Origin of the sequence: Hymenobacter sp. (genome assembly GCF_035709525.1) — a bacterium.
Lineage (GTDB): Bacteria > Bacteroidota > Bacteroidia > Cytophagales > Hymenobacteraceae > Hymenobacter.
In genome coordinates this window covers 37,860-58,749 of sequence record NZ_DASTEP010000124.1, presented here as the reverse complement: position 1 = coordinate 58,749, position 20,890 = coordinate 37,860, and the positions used below count along the sequence as shown (strand labels likewise).

Below are 20,890 nucleotides of genomic sequence, written 5' to 3'. Positions count from 1 at the left end.
AAGATGCGCCGCGCGCAGGGCTTGGTTGCAAGCCTAACTTACTTTCTTTCTGGATTTTGGCTGGGGCCTTTCGAGCCGGGTAGCGGGTCGGTAGAAAACAGCAAGACGCTATTCATCAATAGATTGAAAAGGCTAGGCCAGCCGCACCGGCCCGACTTTAGGGCGCTATGCCCGCCAGCGGCCAGTGGCCTGCGGGCGGCCGGTAGCTTTAGCTTCCTCGGTTTCGGCGGGCGGTATTTCCATCAGCTTCACGCGCACGGCGTGGGCTTTGGGCTGCACGCGTTGCCCAAAGGCATCGGCAAACTCCTGGGTGAACTCGGCCCCGAAGAAGATGATGAGCGACGAGTAGTTAATCCAAACCAGCAGCACGATGGCCGAGCCCGCCGCCCCAAAGGCCGAGCCAGGGTCAGATTTGGCGATGTAGAAGGCAATCAAATACTTGCCTAGAATAAAGAGTGCTGCCGTGATGAACGCCCCAATCCCCACGTCGCGCCAGCGGATAATGGCATCGGGCAAGAACTTGTAGATGAGGCCGAAAAGCAGTGTCGTAACTACCAGCGAGATGCTGAAATCGACGAGCTTGATGGCCAGCACGCCCGCCTCCGGAATGTGGCGCTGCAACCAGCCCGTGAAAACGCTGAGCACCGCACTCACCACAAACGAGGTAAGTAGCAGCAAGGCCACGCTCAAAATTAACCCAAACGAGAGCAGTCGCTGCTGCACGTATTGCCACACGCCGATGCCCTGGGTTGTCACTTTCAGGTTCCAGATGTCGTTGATGCTTTCTTGCAGCGTCACGAAAAACGTGGTGGCCGCAAAAATCAGCGTTCCTACCCCGATAGCCGTAGCCAGCCCGCCCTTTTGCTGAAGCGTGAATTTGGCGATGCTTTCCTGCAAAAAAGCCGCCGCGTCGGCCCCCACCAGCCCTTTCAGCTGCCCGTATATCTGGCCCGTGAGGGCCTCGCCGCCATACACGGCGCTGGCCGAGGTGATGACGATGAGCAGCAGCGGCGGCAGCGAAAAGATGGTGTAGTAGGAGAGCGCCGCCGCGTGCCGAAACGAGTTGTTGCTGGAAAACTCCGTGGCCGATGACTTGAGAATGGTCAGGATATCCGAGAATTTATAGTGCGCCATGCTAGTGCAATAAGGAGAATAAATAGCCTTTTGGGTAGCTTTTAAAGACGCAAGTACCGGCCCTGGCGTTGTGTTTTTAGTAGCAAGCTACTGATAATTAATAAAAAGACTACTTGCGCAGCTCCCAGCTCAGCGTTGCGATGGGGGCCTGCCGAAGCGCCGCCGCTAGCTCGGCATCGTCCTTAAACTGAAGCTGGTGCAGCTGCCGCGCCTCGACGCTGACCACCAGCCGCGCCTCGGCAAACGGCCAGGGCCGCACCACCACCGGCGTGCCCGGCCCGGCGGGCTGGCTCACAAAATGCACCGGCCGGCGCGCGCCGCTACCCAGCGGGTCGGGGTATATCTCGACCTCGCGGCCCATCTCGGGCAGCTCCTGCCGGCACAAGATGAGCGAGAGCCGGTCGCACCAGTGCAGCAGGTCGTAGGCCTGCCGGGCCTGGGCTTTGGTGAGGTGCAGCTCGCGCAGCCAGCGCGCCTGGTCGGCCCGCAGCTCATCCAAGAAAGCCGTGGTTTGGGCGTCGCTACCCCGCAGCGGCTCGTGCAAGGTGCTCAGGTGCAAGCTGGTGAGCAGGCTGCGCCAGCGCCCCTGGAAGCGCGCCGCGTGCAGCACGCCCGTGGCCTGCTCCAGCGAAAAGGCTACCTGCGTAAAATTGGCCGGGGCGCCGGCGGGCGTGAGGCCGTGGTGGCCGCCGCGCCCGTGCCAGGGCGCTTGCTCGTCGTCGTGCTGGGCGGTGGCGGCCAGCAGGCCCACCCAGCGGTCGGCGGGCAGAAAGGGCGGCCAGGCCCAGGCCAGCTGCATGGCCAGCAGCGCATGGGCCTGCTGGTAAATGACTTGCCAGCCGGTGGGGGAGGGGTTTACTATCATCGCAGGGGAAAGGAGAGCCGCCAGCCCATACGCCCCCGCCGGGCCGGGGTTGGGCCGAGGGCTAGGCGGGGCAGGCTGGGCCGGTACCTTTGCGGGCTCTTACTCACTGCCGCATGAACCACTACGTCCAGCAAATCCTCGACAATCCGCTCGCCGCGCTGGCCATCGTGGGGAACCTGGTGATTATCGAAAGCCTGCTCTCGGTCGATAACGCGGCCGTGCTCGCTACCATGGTGGGCGACCTGCCGCCCGAGCAGCGCAAAAAAGCCCTGCGCTACGGCATTTTCGGGGCCTACGTCTTCCGGGGCGTGTGCATCGTGTTCGCCTCCTTTCTCATCGATTTCTGGTATTTGAAGCCGCTGGGCGGCCTCTACCTGCTTTATCTGGTGTGGGACCACTTCCGGGCCGGCCCCGCCCACGACGACGAGCACATCGAAAAGGAAAAAAGCTGGCTCTATAAAAACACGCTCGGGCTGTTCGGGAAATTCTGGGCTACCGTGGCGCTGATTGAGCTCATGGATTTGGCTTTCAGCATCGACAACGTCTTTGCCGTGGTGGCCTTTACCAACAATTTGATTCTCATTATCGCTGGCGTGTTCATCGGCATCCTGGCTATGCGGCTGGTGGCGCAGGCCTTCGTGCTGCTCATGGGCAAGTACCCGTTTCTCGAAACGGCGGCCTTCGTGGTCATTGCCATCTTGGGCCTCAAGCTGGTGCTCTCGCTGTTCGAGCACTTCCAGCCGGCGCACCCGTTTACCCATTTTCTCACCAGCGAAGCCGCCGACGTGGGCCTCACGGTGCTCACGGTGGCCGTGTTTCTGGTGCCGTGGGCTACCTCGGCGCTGTTCAACTACCCCCGGCGCACGGGTGGGCGGTGAGAAAGTAAAGAGTAGCTACTAAACTAAAAGCCCCTTCTGAACGCATCAGAAGGGGCTTTTTTGTAAAGCAGCGGTAGTGCCTACGCCAGCTCCGCCACCCGCAAGTGCGCCAGCATGTCGTGCGTCATCTTCGCTAAATCAAACTCCGGCGCCCAGCCCCAGTCGGCCCGCGCCGCCGAGTCGTCGATGCTGGCCGGCCACGAGTCGGCAATGGCCTGGCGGCCGTCGGGCTTATGCGTGATTTGAAAGCCGGGCACTTCCTGCCGGATGCTGGCCGCAATTTCGGCCGGCGAGAAGCTCATGGCCCCCAGGTTGTAGCTGGTGCGGACTTTGATGTTTTCGGCCGGGGCGTGCATTAAGTCCAGCGTGGCCTTGAGGGCGTCGGGCATGTACATCATGGGCAGGTAGGTGTCCTCTTGGAGGAAGCACTCGTAGTCCTGGCCGGCCACGGCTTTGTGGTAGATGTCCACGGCGTAGTCGGTAGTGCCGCCGCCGGGCAGGCTCTTGTAGCCGATGAGGCCGGGGTAGCGCAGGCTGCGCACGTCGAGGCCGTGGTGGCGGTGATACCACTCGCACCACTGCTCGCCGGCCAGCTTGCTGATGCCGTACACCGTGTTGGGGTTCATGATGGTGAGCTGCGGCGTGTGCTCGCGCGGGGTGTCGGGCCCAAACACGGCGATGGAGCTGGGCCAGTACACTTGCGGCACCTGGTACTGCACGGCCACGTTCAGCACGTTGAGCAGGCCGTCCATGTTCAGCTGCCAGCCAAACTGCGGGTTTTTCTCGGCCGTGGCCGAGAGCAGCGCCGCGAGGTGGTATATCTGCACCGGGCGGTACTGCGCCACCAGCGCCTCCAGACGGTTTTTGTCCAGCACATCGAGCAGCTCGAAGGGGCCGCCGGCCAGCGCCTCGGGGTCTTGGGGGGCGCGCACGTCGGCCGCTATCACGGCTTCGGGGGCGTAGCGCTGGCGCAGGGCGGCCGTGAGCTCCAGCCCAAGCTGGCCGCACGCGCCAATGACGAGGACGGTGCCGGGGGTTCGGGGAGTGCTGGGTTCGCTGGGCGAGGGTTGCATAAAAGGCAAAGTGAGAGGGTAGGAGGGGTGGGATAGCGCGTACTGCAAAGATACGGCCGACCTCGGGGGCGTGGTTTGGGCCGGCACGTAGCGCGGACTTTCAGTCCGCAAGTGGCGCGCCTTCACTCGCGGACTGAAAGTCCGCGCTACTGATATCTTTAAGGCCCATGCGCCTACTCTTCCTACTCACGCTCTTGACTTTGCTAAACAATCCCCAGCCCGCCAGCGCCCAAACCTCGCCCTACCGCAACCTCATCATGAAGGGCGGCGGCATCCGGGGCATTGCCTACGGCGGGGCCTTGCAGGAATTAGAAAGCCGGGGCGTGCTGGCGCACATCACGCGGGTGGGCGGCACCTCGGCGGGGGCCATTCAGGCGGCGCTGCTGGCGGTGGGCTACTCACCCGACGCCATTATCGATATCATCAACCGCACGCCCGTGCAGCGGCTGAATGACGGGCAATTTATCTTTATCGGGGGTGGTAGCCGGCTGCTGCGCCAGTACGGCTGGTACCGCGGCGACCAGCTTACCAAGTATATCTGCGAGCTCGTGGGCCGCCAGACCCAGCGCCCTAACCTCACGCTGGCCGAACTGCACCAGCTGGCCCTGGCGCAGCCCGGCCACTACCGTGACCTCTACACCACCGGCACCAACCTTACGCTGCAACGCACCCAGGTCTTCGGCTACGAAACTCACCCCACCATGCGCGTGGCCGATGCCGTGCGCATCAGCATGAGCATTCCGCTCTATTTCCGGGCCGTGCTGCTCGATGCGGATAATAAGGTCATTCAGGGCAAGCCCAAAGCCGGCCAGCCCACGCAGGTGCTCGTCGATGGCGGCCTGCTAGCCAACTACCCGCTGCACATCTTCGACCAGTCCCAGTTTCTGCCTGCCGGCCTGCCGCCCGGCACCACCGCCAACCCCGAAACCCTGGGTTTGCGCCTCGACCGCGCCGAGCAAATCGCCCTCGACACGCTGCCCACCGGCCGCCAGGCCCTGGCCCCGTATGACATCCACGATTTTTCGTCCTACATCGGCGCGCTCTACACCATCAGCCTCGAAAACCTCAACCCCGCCCTGCCCGGCGACTGGCCCCGCACCATCAGCATCAACACGATGGGCTTCCGACCGAAGGTCAAGCGTATTTCGGATGAGCAAAAGGCGCAGCTAATAGCCAGCGGCCGGGCGGGCGTGCAGGCGTTTTTTGAGAAGAATTAAAAGGGAAAATCGCCTGTCATTGCGAGCGCAGCGAAGCAATCGCACCAAAACGAGCTACTGTAATAGAATCGGCGTACTAGCTTCGTCTACTCATTCTTGTGCTGGTGCGATTGCTTCGCTGCGCTCGCAATGACAGCCGTTTCATTATCAATACTCTACCACCCATGTACGGAACCCTCCAAGCCGACCTTCAGCAGACGCTGCAAGAAATAAAAGACGCCGGCCTCTACAAAAAGGAGCGCGTCATTACCACGCCCCAGGGCGCGGAAATCCAGACCAACGAAGCGGGCGAGGTGCTCAACTTCTGCGCCAACAACTACCTGGGTCTCAGCTCGCACCCCGAGGTGCTGAAGGCCGCCAAGGAAACCCTCGACTCGCACGGCTACGGCATGAGCTCGGTGCGCTTCATCTGCGGCACCCAGGATATTCACAAGCAGCTCGAAGCCAAGCTGGCCGAGTTTCTGGGCACTGAGGACACCATTCTCTACGCGGCGGCCTTCGACGCCAACGGCGGCGTCTTCGAGCCGTTGTTTGATGAGCGCGACGCTATTATCTCGGATGCGCTCAACCACGCCAGCATCATCGACGGGGTGCGCCTGTGCAAGGCCAAGCGCTACCGCTACACCCACAACGACATGGCCGACCTGGAAAAGCAGCTCCAGGACGCCGTGAACGCGGGCATGCGCCACCGCATCATCGTCACCGACGGCTCGTTTTCGATGGACGGCACCATCGCGCAGCTCGACAAAATCTGCGACCTCGCCGACCAGTACGACGCCCTGGTGATGATAGACGAGTGCCACTCGATGGGCTTTTTGGGCAAAACCGGCCGCGGCACCCACGAGTACCGCGACGTAATGGGCCGCGTGGACATCATCACCGGCACGCTGGGCAAAGCCCTGGGCGGCGCGATGGGCGGCTTCACCAGCGGCCGCAAGGAGATTATCGAAATTCTGCGCCAGCGCTCGCGCCCCTACCTGTTTTCCAATACGTTAGCCCCGGCCATCGTGGGCGCATCGCTGCGCGTGCTGGAGCTGCTCACCGAAAGCACCGCCCTACGTGACCAGCTCGAAGAAAACACCAAGTACTTCCGCGAGCACATGACGGCCGCCGGCTTCGACATCACGCCCGGCGAGCACCCCATCGTGCCCGTTATGCTCTACGATGCCAAGCTGGCCCAGGAATTCGCGGCCAAAATGCTCGATGAGGGCATCTACGTGGTGGGCTTCTACTACCCCGTGGTGCCGCAGGGCAAGGCCCGCATCCGAGTGCAGCTCAGCGCCGCCCACACCCGCGCGCACCTCGACAAAGCCATTGCCGCCTTCAAAAAAGTAGGCCGCGAGCTGGGCACGCTCAAAGACGAAGCCGCCGAGGCCGAAGCGCCCAGCGGCCCGCAAGTGGTCGAGAATACGCCGTAGTTTCAGTGCTTGGTTGTTGGTGCCTAGTGCTTAGCTGATGGTAGGCTAAGCACTAGGCACCAACAACCAAGCACTGAAACTACGCCGCTTTAAAGCCCGTGGCCTGGCGGATGCTACGCTCGTTGCCGCTGGCAGGGTCGGCGTAGTGGTGGTCGCCTACCTCTACCGAGAGGCGCTTGCCTACCAGCTGCTTGGTGTCAAGGTCTTTGCCTTCTTCGGGCTTGATGCCCACAGCCGAGTAAAGCGACAAAATAATGGGATGGCCGGCCGGCGAATTGTAAAAACGCTGGGTTACGAAGCCGTCTTCATTTTCCATGTGGGCGGCAAAAAACGGCACTTGCTGGTGCTCGCTCACGCCTTCTTCGATGCTGGTGATGGTGACGAGGTGGCGGCCATCGGGTAGGAAGCCTTTGTCCTGGCCTTTGTCAACGGAAATTTTCATGGCGGGGAAATGCGGTGGAAAAGTTGGATTGGCTAATTGTGTTGGTGCTAACGCAGTTGGCCGCTCAAGGTTGCCGCTGCTGGCAAGATGGCTAAGCTGAAGCGGTAGCACTCCGGGCAAAACAGGGCTAGACAGAGGGGCTAAACCTGCGGCTATAGCGCGCGGCATTTGCTGGCAATGGGGGCAGTAGCGCGCGGCTGCACCGGGCGGCTCGGCCCCGCCCCGGTAGGCGCCGGTGGCCGGCTGCCCAGCCAGTGATAGCTACCTTGCGGGGGTAGCGTTGCCGGCCCCGGCTGGCGCAGCGGTGGCCGCCCGGCCCTGGCAAGGCGCAGGAAACCAACTAGTAATAGCACAGCATTATGGCCCGTATCTTTCTGGCAGGCGACGATGGTGACCCGCTGGGGCGCGATAGCGTAGGGGGGCGGCTGGCCCTCGAGCCCGGCCTGCTGCTGGTAGGCGCGGCACGCACCGGGCCCGCCCTGCTCGACCAGCTGCTGGCCACCCAGGCCGAGGTAGTGGTGCTGGCCCTGGCCGGGCCCCTGCCCGAGGGCTTGGCGGCGGTGCAGGGCCTGCGGGCCGCGCTTCCGGAAATGAAAATACTGGTGCTGGCCGCCAGCACCAGCGAGCGCGACATCAGCCAGCTTTTTGCGGCCGGAGTTCACGGCTACGTGCTGCAAGATGGGCTGGGCGAAGAACTGGTGGTGGCCATCCGGACGGTGGCGGCCGGCCGGCAGTTTTTGTGCAGCGGCCTGGGGCTGCTGCTGCTGCACAAGCTGCTGGCCAAAGCCACCGGCACCAGCCTTTCCGATGCCGCCGCGCCGGGGCCGCCCCAGCTCACGCGCCGCGAGGCAGAAATCCTGCGCCTGCTGTCCGAGGGCCTCACTACCGGCGAGATAGCCGACCAGCTCTTTACCAGCAAGCGCACCGTGGAAACGCACCGCCAAAACATCCTGGAAAAAACCCAGACCAAGAACACGGCCGCCCTCATCCGGCTGGCCATGACCCAGGGCCTGCTCGACTAGCTGCTGCGCCACCCGGGGTAGCGGCCTGGCTATGCTGCCGGGTGCGCAACTACGCACGGCGCAGCCGTGGCGCTACCAACAAACACGTAACCAGGCCTGGTAAAGTACTGAATTTGCCGCATTCAGGCCACCTATTTTCAAAAAAAGAGTATTAGCACCTGATAATATTAAGCGGCGGGTAATTACCTTTGCATGGAATCCTTACCGCTCTCTAAATCAGTAGCTATGACTGATTCTTTCCTGCTGTTGGTGTTTCCGATGCGTTCGCTCACCATTCACCTGGGAGGGCACCGCGACAGCATGGGCCTGAGCCTGCGCGGCGGCTGCACCACCGCCGCCGACGCCACCCACCTGGAGCAGGCCATGGAGCAGCTGCTGGCCAAGGGCGTGGCCCAGGCCTGGATAGACTGCCGGGGGCTGCACTCGCTAAACTACGTGGGCGAGCGGGCTCTGCTGCACGCCACCAGCAGCGCCAAAGCCACCAACACGGAGCTGTATTGGTGCGGGCTGCCCCAGGGCCTGGCAAGCCAGCTCACCGAAAACGGCCTCGACGCGGTGCTGCACCTGTGCCCGGCCGCCGAGTTTCAAGGGCCCCGGTTTTTGCTGTCGGGGGTATAGGCGGCCGCGTAGTGCCGGCGGGCCCGGCCGCGCTACCTTCGCGGCCCCATTGCCCGCTTGCTTATGCCGCGCCTCGTTCGCACCCCCGAAACTCAGCATCGCATTCACTTCCAGGACTGCGATATGCTGGGGCACCTCAACAATGCCCGCTACCTCGACTACTTCCTCAACGCCCGCGAGGACCACACCACCGCGCACTACGCCCTGAACCTGGGCGAGCTGGCCCGCGCCCAGCGCGCGGCCTGGGTTATTACCAAGCACCACCTCAGCTACCTGCGGCCCGCCCGGCACGGGGCGCTGGTGCTCATTCGCACCCAACTCATTCACTTCGACAACCAGAACCTGGTGGTGGAGATGCAGATGCGCTCGGAAGATGGCGGCCGGCTGCTGGCCTTGCTATGGTCGGAGATGGCCTTCGTGCAGCTGCCTGCCGGCACCCGCCTCGACCACGACGATGCCCTGATGGAAATGCTGGAGGAACTCGACGTGCCCGGCATCGACTACGACCCCGATGGCTTCGACGAGCGCGTGAAAGCCGTGCGCCAGGAGCTGAAAAAGCTGCGCCGCGAGTAGGGGGATGAGTGGATGAGTGGGTTTTGGATGAGTGGATGAGTGTGTGTTAAACTTTGTCCACTCATCCACTCATCCGCTCATCCCCTACTCACCACCCAGGCCATAATGGCGTCGAACACCAGTAGGAAGCTGCCCTGCACCCACACCGAGCGGCCGTAGCCCAGCAGCCGGGCGGGGCCAAAAGGATTGGGGCTGGGGCGGGCGGCCCGCGCTACCAGCCACCAGCCCACCAGCAGGTAGCCGATATCGAGCGCGGCATTGAGCTGGAAAATAAAGACCAGCACCTGCTGGTCGTGCAGGGCCTCGGCGGCGCTGAAGCCCACGGGCGGCGCGCCGGGGTGCGTGCGCAGGATGCCCACCGCCGCCAGCACGGCATTGACAAAGCCCCAGCAGCAGTTCATGAAGTGGAAGTGGTGCGCTACCTCGCGGCGGTCGGTGCGGGGCAGCCAGTAGCCGCTGCCCACCAGGTTGAGCAGGGCCCAGGCCCCGAGCAGCCCCAGGCCCCGGCCCAGCAGCAGCTCGCGGGCGCGGTAGGCGGCCAGCCACGCCGGCGCGGTTAGCAATATCGAATGCAGCATACCCGCAAGGTACGGGGCCGGGCCGCCTGCGGCCACCCCACCGGGCCGCCGCGCAAAATTTGTTCGCCCAAACCCCGCCGGGCTGCGTACTTTTGTGCCCGCTGCCCGGTAGCAAGTACCGATTGGGGAGTTAGCTCAGCTGGTTAGAGCGCTACCTTGACATGGTAGAGGTCATCGGTTCGATTCCGATACTGCCCACATAAACCCCTTTAGCGTCTTGCTGAAGGGGTTTTTTGGTTATGTACCCCGGGGTTCGCTTTGTGTGGTCGCAAGTAGGAGCACATTGCCACGGGGTTGCTCACTACTTCACTTCACCCCGCCGGCCCGGCCTGCGCCCGGTAGCTGCCCACGGCGGGCTTTCCCAACAAGCTCCTGATGCCGCAAAAAGTGGCGGAATTACGGAAACATTATTTCGCTCAACGATTCTCGTAATCGATTCATTCACAATCTGTGCGTTGCTTGCGCTCTTGCCCCCGCAGCGCCCTGGTTTACCACCTCAGCTCCTTTCGCAGCAGGAACTACCTGGCGCTATATTCCGCTTCTTCACCGCGGTTTACGCCTTGTAGCTACCCACCCTGATACCCGCTACCGACCTTACCCCGGCGCTTGCCGAGCAATTGCGAGCCCTCGAAACGGTGCCCGATTCCTACATCGTGGTTTCCCCCGAGCTGCTTATTCTTACCGCCAGCAACGCTTATCTGGCCGATACCCTCAAGCGGCGCGACGAGTTGGTCGGCCGCTACCTTTTCGACGCTTTTCCCGACAACCCAGCCGCCCCGGAGGCGAACGCCGTGCGCAACTGGCGCGCTTCTCTGGAGCTCGTCATAGCCACGGGCCAACCTCACCAGATGGCTCTGCAACACTACGACGTGCTCGACCCCGAGCGGCCGGGGCACTTCGTGGAGCGCCACTGGCTGCCGCGCAACACGCCCGTATTCGATGCGCAGGGCAAGCTGCACTATATCATCCACAGCTCCGTCAATGTTACCGAAGAGGTGCTGGCCCGCCAAGCCATGGCGCAAGCCCAGGACCGGGAGCGGCGGGCCCTGGTCCAGGTCGAGCAGGAGCGCCAGCGGCTTAGCCAGCTCGTATTGCAGGCCCCGGCGGCCATCTGCCTGCTCAAGGGGCCTGAGTTGGTGTATGAGCTTGTAAATCCGGGCTACCAGCGGCTGTTTGCGGGCCGCCAGCTGCTGGGCCGGCCGCTGCTGGCGGCGGTGCCCGAGTTTAAGGGCACCGCCGTGTGGGAGCACCTGGAGCAGGTGTACCGCACCGGCCAGACTTACCGCGACCAGGAAGTGCCCGTGTCCTGGGAGCGCACGGCCGGAAGCGACTCCGAGGAAAGCTACTTCAACCACACGTTTCAGGCGCGCTACAACGCGCACGGGCAGGTCGATGGGGTGTACGTGTTTGCTTTCGACGTGAGCGAGCAGGTGCGGGCGCGCCGGCAGGTACTAGCCCTCAACCAGCAGCTCACGCGCGTGAATGCCGACCTGGACACCTTCATTTACACGGCCTCGCATGACCTGCGCGCCCCGATTGCCAATATTGAGGGCTTGGTAAACGTGCTGCGCCAGGATTTGCCGCCCGAGTGGCTGCGCCAGTCCACTATTGCCACTGTCTTCACGCTGATTGACAACGCTATCGCGCGCTTTCAGCAAACTATCGGGCACCTGACCAACGTCATGCAGCTTCAGGCCAAAAGCGCGGAGCCCACCCCGGCGATAGAGCTGGCCACGCTGCTGGAAGATGTGCGCCTCGACCTGGCCCCCAGCCTCGCAGCGGCGTGCGCGGAGCTACGCATCGACCTGGCGGCGTGCGCGACCGTGCGCTTTCCGCCCAAAGACCTGCGCTCCATTCTGTTCAACCTACTCAGCAACGCCCTCAAGTACCGCGACCTCGTGCGCCCGCCCGTTATCGAGGTGCGCGCCCGATGCACCGCCGAGCAGGCCGTGCTCACGGTGCAGGATAACGGGCTGGGGCTGGCACCAAAGCAGCAAACGCGCCTGTTTGGGTTGTTTCAGCGCCTGCACACCCACATCGAAGGGTCGGGCGTGGGCCTGTACTCCATCAAACGCCTCATTGAGAACGCGGGCGGTACCATCACGGTGCAAAGTGAACTAGGAATAGGCTCCACTTTTACCGTGGCGCTGCCTCTCTAAAGGTGACTGCCCACCAAAAAGGCCCGTTCGGCGTAGCCCGCCGCCACGTTGAACGTGATGCCGCCCGCGCCCATGCCCACGCCCTGCGCGTTGAGGGCGGCAATGGCGGCGGCCAGCGTGGGGTAGCTGCCCGGCACGGTCTTGGTGCCCGTGAGCTGCGCCCAGGCGCTGGCCGGCAGCAGCAGGCCAAGTAGGGCCAGGGCGTGCCGCAGGCGCGCCGGGCCGGGCCGGGTTAGCACGTAGCGCTTAGTGACATACAGGTAGTAAAAGGGGGTAGGGAAGGAGGGCAGCGCGCCGCCCGGCTGAGAGAATTGCCCGCCGGTGGCAAACCTGCGCAGCTAGGCCTATACAAATAGGGCGGCGGGCAGACTTTAGGCAGTGCTATTTTTTTCTTGCCACTTAACGCGGGCATGGCGCTCCGGGCGGGTTGGGTGCCAGCGGCTTGTTGGCCGCGCCCGCGCCGCATGAGGAACGGATGAAGAAAAGGCAGCTAAAAGCCCCGCGTTGCCGTATGAGGCAGGTAGTTTTTAGCTCACCAGCCCGCTCACCGCTTATGAATCGCCACGTTTGCTTTCTAGTAGGTTGCTCGCTTGCGCTCGGGGCCTGCTCCCAAAACCAGGACGAGGAGGCCGCGCCCGACGCCACCCCCACGGCCCCCGTCGAAACCAGCGCCCCCAACACCGCCTACCCCCCGGCCTTCGCGGGCCAAACCCGCGCCAGCGGCTTCAGCACCCCGGCCAGCAGCTACCGGGCGGCGGCCGTCACGTCGGGCCTCACCAGCCCTTGGGGCATCGCCGCCCTGCCCGATGGCCGCCTACTCATCACCGAGAAAGCCGGCCAGCTGCGCCTCGTGACGGCGGCCGGGGCCGTGAGCGCCCCCATCACGGGCCTGCCGGCCGTGAACCCCGCCGGGCAGGGCGGGCTGCTGGGGCTGTGCCTCGACCCCGATTTTGCCAGCAACCGCCTGGTATACTGGTCGTTTTCGGAAGCGCGCCCCGGCGGCAACCTCACGGCCATCGGCAAGGGCCGGCTGGCCAATGACGAGCGCACCATCGAAAACGCGGCCGTTATCTACCGGGCCGAGCCCGCCTACGCGGGCACGCTGCACTACGGCGGCCGGGTGGTGTTCGACCGCACGGGCCACCTGCTCATCAGCACCGGCGAGCGCTCCGACCTGGCTACCCGCCCGCAGGCGCAGGCAGCCACCTCGGCGCTGGGCAAGGTCATTCGCCTCACCAAAGCCGGCCAGCCCGCCCCCGGCAACCCCACGTTTGCGGCGGCCGGGGCGTTGCCCGAGCTCTACTCCATCGGGCACCGCAACCCGCAGGGGCTGGCCGTGCACCCCACCACGGGCGAGGTGTGGCAAAGCGAGCACGGCCCGCGCGGGGGCGACGAGCTCAACCGCCTGCAAGCGGGGGCCAACTACGGCTGGCCCACCATCACCTACGGCATCGAATACAGCGGCCAGCCCATTGGGGGCAGCATTCAGCAGGCCGCCGGCCTCGAGCAGCCGGTGTATTACTGGGACCCCGTTATCTCGCCCAGTGGCATGACCTTCTACACCTCCGGCCGCATCGCGGGCTGGCAAAACAACCTGTTTCTGGCCTCGCTCAGCGGGCAGCACATCGCGCGCTTGGTGCTCAGCAACAACCGGGTAGTGGGCGAGGAGCGCCTGCTGGCCAGCGAAGGGCAGCGCTTCCGCGACATCACGCAGGGCGCCGACGGGGCCCTGTATGCCATCACCGACCAGGGTCGCCTCTACCGGATAGACAAGCCCTGAGCAACCCGCGCTTAAACCCAAAAAAGGCGCTTCTACCGAGCAGAAGCGCCTTTTTTGGGTTGGGCCGGTAGCGGCACAGCTGGCTACATTTTGGCTTTCGTATGGCCTTTGTGGTCCGACATCGAGCCCTTGGGCTTCATGCCTTTGTCGCGCTTCGACGCCTTCATCTTATCGCCGTCGGGCGAGCCGGTAGTGAACACTTCGCCGGCCGATACCGCGCCCCGGGGGTTGGCGGCGGGGGCGGGAATGCCGCTGGGCACGGCGCTCGGCGCGGCCGAGCCGGTGCCGCGCGGGGCGGTTTGGGTGGGGGTAGTCTGGGCCGAGGCGGCGGTAGTGGCGCACACGGCGGCGGCCAGCACGAATTGCGTGAATTTCATGGGGAAAGGAAAAAGAGTTGCGAAGCCATTTTACCCCGAAAGCCCCCGCAAGGTTGTGCAAGTGCCCGATAGGTGGCCTGCGGCGGCGGCGGCCGTAACTTGGCCGCGCCGGAGCGGCGGGTGCGGCGGGCCGCTCACAACCCCCCGCCGCGCCAGCCGTTTCCTTTAAGACCCCATTTTTCCATTGCCCATGAATCCCTTAGTTGACATCCGCCGCCTCGACCAAAGCCTGTGGCTCGACTTCATCAGCCGGAAAGTATTGCAAAACGGCGAGCTCAAGCGCCGCGTCGATGAAGACGCGCTGCGCGGCGTCACCTCCAACCCCGCCATTTTTGAGAAAGCCATCGGCGGCTCGTCCGACTACGACCAAACCATCAAGGAGCAGGCCCAGCAGGGCAAGAGCGCCGAAGACATCTACGAAGGCCTGGCCGTGGCCGACGTGCAGGCCGCCTGCGACCTCTTCAAAGGTCTTTACGACAGCCACGACAACAGCTCGGACGGCTACGTGAGCCTCGAAGTATCGCCCAAGCTCGCCAACGACACCGACGGCACCATCGCCGAGGCCCGCAAGCTGTGGAAAGCAGTAGACCGGCCCAACGTGATGATTAAGATTCCGGCCACCAAAGAGGGGCTGCCCGCCATTCGCACGGCTATTTCGGAAGGCATCAACGTCAACGTAACCCTCATTTTCGGCCTCGACCGCTACAAAGCCGTGGCCGAAGCCTTCATTGCCGGCCTTGAGGACCGCCTCAAAACCGGCCAGTCGCTGGAGCGCATCGACTCGGTAGCCAGCTTCTTTTTGAGCCGCATCGACGTACTGCTCGACCCGCAGCTGGAAAAGCTCGCGGCCGAAGGCGGCGAGAAAGGCCAGCTAGCCGAGTCGCTGGTGGGCGAAGTAGCCCTGAGCAGCGCTAAGCAGGCGTACCAACTCTACAAGGAAATCTTCGCTGGCCCGCGCTGGCAGGCCCTGGCCGACAAAGGCGCCAACACCCAGCGCCTGCTGTGGGCCAGTACCGGCAATAAAAACCCGAAATACGACGACCTGAAGTACGTCGAAAACCTCATCGGCCCAAAAACGGTGAACACCATTCCGGTCGAAACGATGGACATCTTCAAGGAGAAAGGCCAGCCCGCCGACCGCTTGGAGCAGGGCCTCGACAAAGCCCGCCAAGTGCTGGCCGACCTGCCCAAGCTCGGCATCGACCTCAACGCCGCTACCCAGCAGCTCGAAGACGAAGGCGTGCAGAAATTTATCGAGCCCTTCGGCAAGCTGATTGACTCGGTGGAGAAAAAACGCAAGCAAGCCGCCGAAGGTGCCGAGGAGCTGAAGTAGTCAGCTGCGTTGACGGTAAAAAACGTCCGTCATGCTGAGCTTGCCGAAGCATCTCTACCGCACCATTATGATAGTTCAACGGTGCGGTAGAGATGCTTCGGCAGGCTCAGCATGACGGATTTGCTTTTTGCGTACTTGCTTCTTACTCACCCATCCACTCATCCACTCATCCACAAACCCCACCCGCTTCCAGCACTGCCTCCAACACCTCGCGCGAGTTGCTGAGCCTTGGCACCTTGCGCTGGCCGCCCAGTGGGCCGCGCTGGCGCAGCCATGCCTCGAAGGTGCCGGCGGGCACGAAGTGCACGCGCGGCGCGGCCAGGGCCAGGTCGCGGTGGCGCTTGGCGTCGTAGTCCGAGTTGAGCTGGCGCAAAGTCTGGTCGAGCACCTGGGCGAAAAGCGCGGCCTGGGCGGGCGGCGGGCCGGCGCATTCCACGGCCCACTCGTGGCCGCCGCGCGAGGCAGCCTCGGCCGCAAAATAGACCGGCGCGGCCGTGAAATCGCGCACCAGCACGCCGGTGGCCTGGGCGGCGGCGGCCACGGCGGCTTCGGCGTTTTCGATTACCACCTCTTCGCCAAAGGCGTTGAGAAAGTGCTTGGTACGCCCTGTGATGCGAATGCGGTAGGGCCGCAGCGACGTAAAGCGCACCGTGTCGCCGACCAGGTAGCGCCACAGCCCCGCGCTGGTGCTGATGACCAGCGCGTAGCTCGGGCCGATTTCCACGGCTTCCAGCGGCACGGGGCGCGGGTCGGGGCTGTCGAACTGCGCGGCGGGCAAAAACTCGTAGTAAATGCCGTGGTCGAGCAGCAGCAGCAGGTCGGCGCTGTCGGGCTGGTCTTGCAGGGCAAAGTAGCCTTCCGAGGCGTTGTAAATCTCGAGGTAGCGCATGTGCGGGCCCGGCGCGAGCTGCCCAAACAGCTCCCGATAGGGCCCGAACGCCACCGCGCCGTGCAGAAACAAGCCCAGCTGCGGCCACACCTCCGTAATGGTAGCGGCCCCGGCCAAGGCCAGCACGCGGCGCAGCAGCACCAGCATCCAGGTGGGCACGCCGGCCAGCACGCGCACATCCTGCGTGAGCACGTGGCGGGCGATGCGCTCAATTTTTTCCTCCCACTCGTCCAGCAAGGCCAGCTCCAGGGGCGGGGTGCGCAGGTACTCGGCCCAGCCCGGCAGGCTTTGCATGATGAGGGCCGACACATCGCCGGCCCGCGCCGCGCCCCCGAAGGGGCTGGCCGCGTGGGTGCCTCCCAAACTCAACGTTTTGCCCTGCAAAAGGCGGTGCTGCGGGTAGAGGTGGGTGCTGAGCGCCAGCATGTCGCGCCCGGCGCGGTAGTGGTTGCCGCGTAGCGCCTCGCTAGTAAGCGGGATGTACTTGCTGCGGGCGTTGGTGGTGCCGCTGCTCTTGGCCTGCCAGGCCGGGGCGGGGCCGGGCCACAGCACGTCGGACTGGCCGCGCAGCACTTTTTCGAGCTCGGGATACAGCTGCTCGTAAGCGCTCACGGGCACGCGGGCCGCAAACTCGGCGGCGCTCAGGCCGGCCGCGTAGCCGTAGCGGCGGCCCCAGGCCGTGGGCTGCGCCCGGCCCAGCAGGTAGCGCAGTACGGCTGCTTGCAACTCGTGCGGCTGCTCGCGCACCCGCGCCAGCCGGGGCAGGCTCGTGAGCTGGGTAGCAGCGGCAATGGCAAGGTCGAGCACTTCGTTTAGTTAAGAGTTTTGGATTAGGAGTTTTGAGTTTGAGACGTTGGAAAACAACTGTCCTTGCGAGCGCAGCCAAGTACTCGCACCTGTTGTGCGTCGCCGTTCGGGTTCCGCGCGGGTGCGAGTGCCTCGCTGCGCTCGCAAGGACAACCGTGCCTGGCAACTCAGCACTCAAAACTAAAAACTCAGAACTCAATTAAACACCTTGCGCTTGAACTCGAAGTTCTTGCCCAGGTACACGCGGCGCACGGTTTCGTCGGCGGCCAGCTCTTCGGCGGTGCCGGCTTTCAGCAGCTTGCCTTCGAAGAGCAAGTAGGCGCGGTCCACGATTTCGAGGGTCGAGTTCACGTCGTGGTCGGTGATGAGCACGCCGATGTTCTGGTTTTTGAGCTTGGCCACGATGCCCTGAATTTCCTCGGTAGCGATGGGGTCTACGCCGGCAAAAGGCTCGTCGAGCAGCACGAATTTGGGGTTCACGGCCAGGGCGCGGGCTATTTCGGTGCGGCGGCGCTCGCCGCCGCTCAGCACGCGGCCCAGGTTTTTGCGCACGTGGCCCAGGCTGAACTCTTCGAGCAGTTCCTCTACCTTGTCGCGCTGGGCCTTCTTGGGCAGGTCCGTCATTTCGAGCACCGCCAGGATGTTTTCCTCCACGCTCAGGTCGCGAAACACGCTGGCTTCCTGGGCCAGGTAGCCCATGCCGCGCCGCGCCCGCTGGTAGATGGGCAGCCGGGTAATGTTTTCATCGTCAATGAAGATATTGCCCGAGTTGGCTTTCACCATGCCCACCATCATGTAGAAGCAGGTGGTTTTGCCGGCCCCGTTGGGCCCCAGCAGCCCCACGATTTCGCCCTGCGCCACGGACAAGGACATGTCGTTGACGACGGTGCGGGCTTTGTATTGCTTGATGAGGTGCTCGGCGCGAAGTATCATAGGCTATGGGCAAAGGTAAAACGTAGGTACGCAGCCATCCTCTTTCCGGACTTAACGCTGAGTTGCGCTAATAATATGTCCCGTCGCCCTTCTTGGTCGCTTTATGTGCTGGCCGCGCTCTTCGTGGGGGCAGGCCTGCTGCATTTTCTCAAACCCGCGCCCTACCTGCGCATCATGCCGCCCTGGCTGCCCGCACCCCGGCTGCTGGTAGCGCTGAGCGGCGCGGCCGAGGTGGCGGGCGGCCTGGGCTTGCTGCTGCCCGCCACCCGGCGCGCGGCCGCCTGGGGCCTGCTGGCGCTATTGCTGGCCGTGTTTCCGGCCAACATCTACATGCTTCAAATTCACGAGCAGCTGCACCTGCCGGCCTGGGCGCTGTGGGCGCGGCTACCCATGCAGCCGCTGCTGCTGTGGTGGGTGTGGCGGATAGGGGGCGTTAGATGTTGAGCGTTAGGTACTATGCTAGGACTTGCGCATTTCTTGTGATTCTTTATTTCACGCAGTGTTTCGCAGTGTCATTTGGAAAAATCCATGCGAAACACTGCGTTTTGACACTGCGAAACACTGCGCGATAAATCAGCCAAGAGGTTTGCGTAAGTCCTAATTGAGTACCCAACACCAAGCACGGGGAAACTTAACGGCGCTGCTGGCACTGGGCCGGCCGCCGTGTGCAATCGGAGGGCGTTCGGCATCGGCAGGATACGTCTTTCACCTAACCCCGCTGCCCCATGAGAAACCTGCTTCCCGCGCTGCTCCTGCCGCTGGCGCTGCTGGCCGATGCCCCGGCCGCCCTGGCCCAACAGGCCCCGCCCGCCAGCCGCCCCACCGCCGCCACCCGCACCGTGCGCGGGCGCGTCACCGACGCCGGGGGCCAGCCGCTGCCCGGCGTCACGGTGCTACTCAAGGGCACCGCTCTGGGCGTCAGTACCGACGCGGCCGGCCGCTACGCCCTGGCGGGCGTGCCCGCCCAACATGCTACGCTGGTGTTCAGCTTCATCGGCTACGTGGGGCGTGAGCTGCCCGCCCCGGCCCCCGGCGCGGCCCTGGATGTGGTGCTGCAAGCCGACCAGAAGTCGCTGAATGAGGTGGTGATAACCGGCTACGGCATCCAAAAACGCCAAAGCGTAACTGGCTCGGTAGCAACCAGCGCCGCCCCCGCCGCCAAGCAAACGCTGCAAGGCCGGGTAGCCGGCGTGCAGGTGAGCCGGGCCGGGCGCAAAGCGCGCCGCGCCAGCGGCCAGCTGGATGATAGGACCAGCCCCGATGGCGCGTACGACACGCAGGTGCAAATGGCTCCGCCCGTGGCCCCCGGCCTGCTGCCGTACCCCGCCCGGCCCGAGGCCGGCGCGGGCGATACCTACGCCGCTATCCAGGAAAACGCCTTCCGGGCCGTGGCCAAGGAGCCGCTCAGTACCTTCTCACTCGATGTCGATAACGCCAGCTACAGCAACGTGCGGCGCTTTCTCAACGAAGGCCAGCTGCCCCCGCGCGATGCCGTGCGCGTGGAGGAAATGCTAAACTACTTCCACTACCAGCTACCCGCGCCGCCCGCCGCCAGCCCCGACCCGGTGCGCATCAGCGCCGAGCTCAGCGAGTGCCCCTGGGCGCCCGGCCACCAGCTGGCCCGCATCGGCATTCAGGCCAAGAAAATTGAAACCGCCAAGCTGCCGCCCGCCAACCTCGTTTTCTTGGTCGATGTCTCCGGCTCGATGATGGGGGAGGACCGCCTGCCGCTGGTGCAGGCCGGCCTGCGGCTGCTCGTGAAGCAGCTGCGCCCCCAAGACCACGTGGCGCTGGTGGCCTACGCCGGCGCGGCCGGCCTGGTGCTGCCGCCCACGCCCGGCTCGCAGCCGCAAACCATCCTCGATGCCATCGACCGGCTCACGGCGGGCGGCTCCACGGCGGGCGGTGCGGGCCTGCGGCTGGCCTACGCGGTGGCGGGGCAGTTTTTCCAGAAAGAAGGCAATAACCGCGTGATTCTGGCCACCGACGGCGATTTTAACGTGGGCGAAAGCTCGGACGCGGCCATGGAGCAGCTCATTGTGCAGCAGCGCGAAACGGGCGTGTTCCTCACCGTGCTGGGCTGCGGCCGGGGCAACCTGCGCGACAGCCGCATGGAACTACTGGCCGACAAAGGCAACGGCAACTACGCCTACCTCGACAACCTCGACGAGGCCCGCCGCACGCTGGTGGCGCAGTTTGGCGGCACGCTCTTCACGGTGGCCAAGGATGTGAAATTGCAAATCGAGTTCAACCCCGCCCGCGTGGCCGACTACCGCCTCATTGGCTACGAAAACCGCCTGCTCGCCAATGAAGACTTCAACAACGACCGCAAAGACGCCGGCGAACTCGGCGCGGGCCACACCGTGATGGCCCTCTACGAGCTGGTGCCCGCCGGGGCCGACAAGCCGCTCATCGACCCGCTCAAATACCAATTGCCGAAGGCTAAAGCCGGCAGCCCCGCCGCCGAAGTGCTCACCGTGAAGCTGCGCTACAAAGAGCCGCAGGGCAGCACCAGCAAGCTGCTGGCGCAGCCGCTGGCCGGCGCGGCCGTAGCTATAACTCAGACGTCGGCCGACCAGCAGTTTGCCGCCGCCGTGGCCGAGTTTGGCCTGCTGCTGCGCCAGAGTGAGCAGCGCGGCACCGCCACCTACGCCACCGCCGCCCAGCTCGCCCAGGCCGGCCGCGGCCCCGATGCCGATGGCTACCGCGCCGAGCTGGTGCGCCTGGTGCAGCTGGCCGAAGGCCTGACGCCAGCCGCCAAAACCGTGGGCGTGCGCTAGGGGTTAGCAGGATG

The 20,890-nt window shown here is 64.3% G+C and carries 20 protein-coding genes and 1 tRNA gene; 12 read left to right on the top strand and 9 right to left on the bottom strand.

Annotated features, from left to right (window positions below):
• Positions 1-165: 165 nt before the first annotated feature.
• Complete coding sequence (locus tag VFO93_RS10835) at positions 166-1,134, bottom strand: YihY/virulence factor BrkB family protein (RefSeq protein WP_325134388.1); 969 nt, start codon at positions 1,132-1,134, stop codon at positions 166-168.
• 109 nt (positions 1,135-1,243) lie between these two features.
• On the bottom strand, positions 1,244-1,999 hold the full coding sequence (locus tag VFO93_RS10830) for a DUF3891 family protein (protein ID WP_325134387.1): 756 nt from the start codon (positions 1,997-1,999) through the stop codon (positions 1,244-1,246).
• Between the two features lie 113 nt (positions 2,000-2,112).
• Here VFO93_RS10830 and VFO93_RS10825 point away from each other — a divergent pair, with 113 nt between their 5' ends.
• Positions 2,113-2,877, top strand: a complete 765-nt coding sequence (locus VFO93_RS10825; RefSeq protein ID WP_325134386.1) for a DUF475 domain-containing protein — start codon at positions 2,113-2,115, stop codon at positions 2,875-2,877.
• Between the two features lie 80 nt (positions 2,878-2,957).
• On the opposite strand, the gene VFO93_RS10820 is transcribed toward VFO93_RS10825, so the two are convergent.
• Positions 2,958-3,950 carry an NAD-dependent epimerase/dehydratase family protein gene (locus VFO93_RS10820; RefSeq protein ID WP_325134385.1) on the bottom strand — a complete coding sequence of 331 codons (993 nt, stop codon included), beginning with the start codon at positions 3,948-3,950 and terminating at the stop codon, positions 2,958-2,960.
• Between the two features lie 167 nt (positions 3,951-4,117).
• On the opposite strand from VFO93_RS10820, the gene VFO93_RS10815 reads away from it, so the two are divergent.
• Together VFO93_RS10815 and kbl are read left to right on the top strand one after the other, a co-directional pair.
• The gene (locus VFO93_RS10815; protein WP_325134384.1) at positions 4,118-5,167 is read left to right on the top strand and encodes a patatin-like phospholipase family protein; all 1,050 of its coding nucleotides are present in this window, start codon (positions 4,118-4,120) and stop codon (positions 5,165-5,167) included.
• Between the two features lie 164 nt (positions 5,168-5,331).
• Positions 5,332-6,585 (top strand): glycine C-acetyltransferase, encoded by a 1,254-nt coding sequence (kbl, locus tag VFO93_RS10810; protein ID WP_325134383.1) that lies wholly within the window; start codon positions 5,332-5,334, stop codon positions 6,583-6,585.
• A 79-nt stretch (positions 6,586-6,664) separates the two neighbouring features.
• On the opposite strand, the gene VFO93_RS10805 is transcribed toward kbl, so the two are convergent.
• A complete protein-coding gene (locus VFO93_RS10805; protein WP_325134382.1) occupies positions 6,665-7,027 on the bottom strand; it encodes a hypothetical protein in 363 nt (120 codons plus the stop codon).
• Positions 7,028-7,386: 359 nt separating this feature from the next.
• On the opposite strand from VFO93_RS10805, the gene VFO93_RS10800 reads away from it, so the two are divergent.
• The 3 genes from VFO93_RS10800 (at position 7,387) to VFO93_RS10790 (ending at position 9,240) form a co-directional block, all read left to right on the top strand.
• Positions 7,387-8,049, top strand: coding sequence for a response regulator transcription factor (locus tag VFO93_RS10800; protein WP_325134381.1), 663 nt, complete (start codon positions 7,387-7,389; stop codon positions 8,047-8,049).
• A gap of 225 nt (positions 8,050-8,274) precedes the next feature.
• A complete protein-coding gene (locus VFO93_RS10795) occupies positions 8,275-8,667 on the top strand; it encodes an STAS domain-containing protein (RefSeq protein WP_325134380.1) in 393 nt (130 codons plus the stop codon).
• A gap of 63 nt (positions 8,668-8,730) precedes the next feature.
• On the top strand, positions 8,731-9,240 hold the full coding sequence (locus VFO93_RS10790) for an acyl-CoA thioesterase (protein WP_325134379.1): 510 nt from the start codon (positions 8,731-8,733) through the stop codon (positions 9,238-9,240).
• Positions 9,241-9,317: 77 nt separating this feature from the next.
• On the opposite strand, the gene VFO93_RS10785 is transcribed toward VFO93_RS10790, so the two are convergent.
• On the bottom strand, positions 9,318-9,818 hold the full coding sequence (locus tag VFO93_RS10785) for a DUF6992 family protein (protein ID WP_325134378.1): 501 nt from the start codon (positions 9,816-9,818) through the stop codon (positions 9,318-9,320).
• A gap of 124 nt (positions 9,819-9,942) precedes the next feature.
• Here VFO93_RS10785 and VFO93_RS10780 point away from each other — a divergent pair.
• Together VFO93_RS10780 and VFO93_RS10775 are read left to right on the top strand one after the other, a co-directional pair.
• Positions 9,943-10,016: transfer RNA gene (locus VFO93_RS10780), tRNA-Val, on the top strand.
• A gap of 419 nt (positions 10,017-10,435) precedes the next feature.
• On the top strand, positions 10,436-11,977 hold the full coding sequence (locus VFO93_RS10775) for a sensor histidine kinase (RefSeq protein ID WP_325134377.1): 1,542 nt from the start codon (positions 10,436-10,438) through the stop codon (positions 11,975-11,977).
• Here the strand turns inward: VFO93_RS10775 and VFO93_RS10770 are convergent.
• A complete protein-coding gene (locus tag VFO93_RS10770; protein ID WP_325134376.1) occupies positions 11,974-12,216 on the bottom strand; it encodes a hypothetical protein in 243 nt (80 codons plus the stop codon). The two genes, VFO93_RS10775 and VFO93_RS10770, sit on opposite strands and share 4 nt — an antisense overlap.
• 314 nt (positions 12,217-12,530) lie before the next feature.
• Here VFO93_RS10770 and VFO93_RS10765 point away from each other — a divergent pair, with 314 nt between their 5' ends.
• Complete coding sequence (locus VFO93_RS10765; RefSeq protein WP_325134375.1) at positions 12,531-13,757, top strand: PQQ-dependent sugar dehydrogenase; 1,227 nt, start codon at positions 12,531-12,533, stop codon at positions 13,755-13,757.
• 83 nt (positions 13,758-13,840) lie between these two features.
• Here VFO93_RS10765 and VFO93_RS10760 read toward each other — a convergent pair whose 3' ends face one another.
• On the bottom strand, positions 13,841-14,134 hold the full coding sequence (locus VFO93_RS10760) for a hypothetical protein (protein ID WP_325134374.1): 294 nt from the start codon (positions 14,132-14,134) through the stop codon (positions 13,841-13,843).
• A gap of 190 nt (positions 14,135-14,324) precedes the next feature.
• Between VFO93_RS10760 and tal the strand changes: the two genes are divergently transcribed.
• On the top strand, positions 14,325-15,467 hold the full coding sequence (tal, locus tag VFO93_RS10755; protein WP_325134373.1) for a transaldolase: 1,143 nt from the start codon (positions 14,325-14,327) through the stop codon (positions 15,465-15,467).
• Between the two features lie 166 nt (positions 15,468-15,633).
• Here the strand turns inward: tal and VFO93_RS10750 are convergent, their stop codons facing one another.
• Entirely contained in the window at positions 15,634-17,163 is a 1,530-nt protein-coding gene (locus VFO93_RS10750) for a GH3 auxin-responsive promoter family protein (protein ID WP_325134372.1), read from the bottom strand.
• A 195-nt stretch (positions 17,164-17,358) separates the two neighbouring features.
• Positions 17,359-18,096, bottom strand: a complete 738-nt coding sequence (gene lptB, locus VFO93_RS10745) for an LPS export ABC transporter ATP-binding protein (protein WP_325134371.1) — start codon at positions 18,094-18,096, stop codon at positions 17,359-17,361.
• A 75-nt stretch (positions 18,097-18,171) separates the two neighbouring features.
• Between lptB and VFO93_RS10740 the strand changes: the two genes are divergently transcribed.
• Positions 18,172-18,540 carry a DoxX family protein gene (locus VFO93_RS10740; RefSeq protein WP_325134370.1) on the top strand — a complete coding sequence of 123 codons (369 nt, stop codon included), beginning with the start codon at positions 18,172-18,174 and terminating at the stop codon, positions 18,538-18,540.
• A 281-nt stretch (positions 18,541-18,821) separates the two neighbouring features.
• Positions 18,822-20,876, top strand: a complete 2,055-nt coding sequence (locus tag VFO93_RS10735) for a vWA domain-containing protein (protein WP_325134369.1) — start codon at positions 18,822-18,824, stop codon at positions 20,874-20,876.
• Positions 20,877-20,890: the final 14 nt, after the last annotated feature.

What these genes read in the sequence shown, in the direction of transcription:
- VFO93_RS10815 (WP_325134384.1), top strand. Translation starts at nt 4,118, where the DNA reads ATGCGCCTACTCTTCCTACTCACGCTCTTGACTTTGCTAAACAATCCC.
- VFO93_RS10825 (WP_325134386.1), top strand. Translation starts at nt 2,113, where the DNA reads ATGAACCACTACGTCCAGCAAATCCTCGACAATCCGCTCGCCGCGCTG.
- VFO93_RS10760 (WP_325134374.1), bottom strand. Translation starts at nt 14,134, where the DNA reads ATGAAATTCACGCAATTCGTGCTGGCCGCCGCCGTGTGCGCCACTACC.
- lptB (WP_325134371.1), bottom strand. Translation starts at nt 18,096, where the DNA reads ATGATACTTCGCGCCGAGCACCTCATCAAGCAATACAAAGCCCGCACC.
- kbl (WP_325134383.1), top strand. Translation starts at nt 5,332, where the DNA reads ATGTACGGAACCCTCCAAGCCGACCTTCAGCAGACGCTGCAAGAAATA.
- VFO93_RS10820 (WP_325134385.1), bottom strand. Translation starts at nt 3,950, where the DNA reads ATGCAACCCTCGCCCAGCGAACCCAGCACTCCCCGAACCCCCGGCACC.
- VFO93_RS10800 (WP_325134381.1), top strand. Translation starts at nt 7,387, where the DNA reads ATGGCCCGTATCTTTCTGGCAGGCGACGATGGTGACCCGCTGGGGCGC.
- VFO93_RS10785 (WP_325134378.1), bottom strand. Translation starts at nt 9,818, where the DNA reads ATGCTGCATTCGATATTGCTAACCGCGCCGGCGTGGCTGGCCGCCTAC.
- VFO93_RS10765 (WP_325134375.1), top strand. Translation starts at nt 12,531, where the DNA reads ATGAATCGCCACGTTTGCTTTCTAGTAGGTTGCTCGCTTGCGCTCGGG.
- VFO93_RS10830 (WP_325134387.1), bottom strand. Translation starts at nt 1,999, where the DNA reads ATGATAGTAAACCCCTCCCCCACCGGCTGGCAAGTCATTTACCAGCAG.
- VFO93_RS10735 (WP_325134369.1), top strand. Translation starts at nt 18,822, where the DNA reads ATGAGAAACCTGCTTCCCGCGCTGCTCCTGCCGCTGGCGCTGCTGGCC.
- VFO93_RS10835 (WP_325134388.1), bottom strand. Translation starts at nt 1,134, where the DNA reads ATGGCGCACTATAAATTCTCGGATATCCTGACCATTCTCAAGTCATCG.
- VFO93_RS10790 (WP_325134379.1), top strand. Translation starts at nt 8,731, where the DNA reads ATGCCGCGCCTCGTTCGCACCCCCGAAACTCAGCATCGCATTCACTTC.
- VFO93_RS10740 (WP_325134370.1), top strand. Translation starts at nt 18,172, where the DNA reads ATGTCCCGTCGCCCTTCTTGGTCGCTTTATGTGCTGGCCGCGCTCTTC.
- VFO93_RS10805 (WP_325134382.1), bottom strand. Translation starts at nt 7,027, where the DNA reads ATGAAAATTTCCGTTGACAAAGGCCAGGACAAAGGCTTCCTACCCGAT.
- tal (WP_325134373.1), top strand. Translation starts at nt 14,325, where the DNA reads ATGAATCCCTTAGTTGACATCCGCCGCCTCGACCAAAGCCTGTGGCTC.
- VFO93_RS10795 (WP_325134380.1), top strand. Translation starts at nt 8,275, where the DNA reads ATGACTGATTCTTTCCTGCTGTTGGTGTTTCCGATGCGTTCGCTCACC.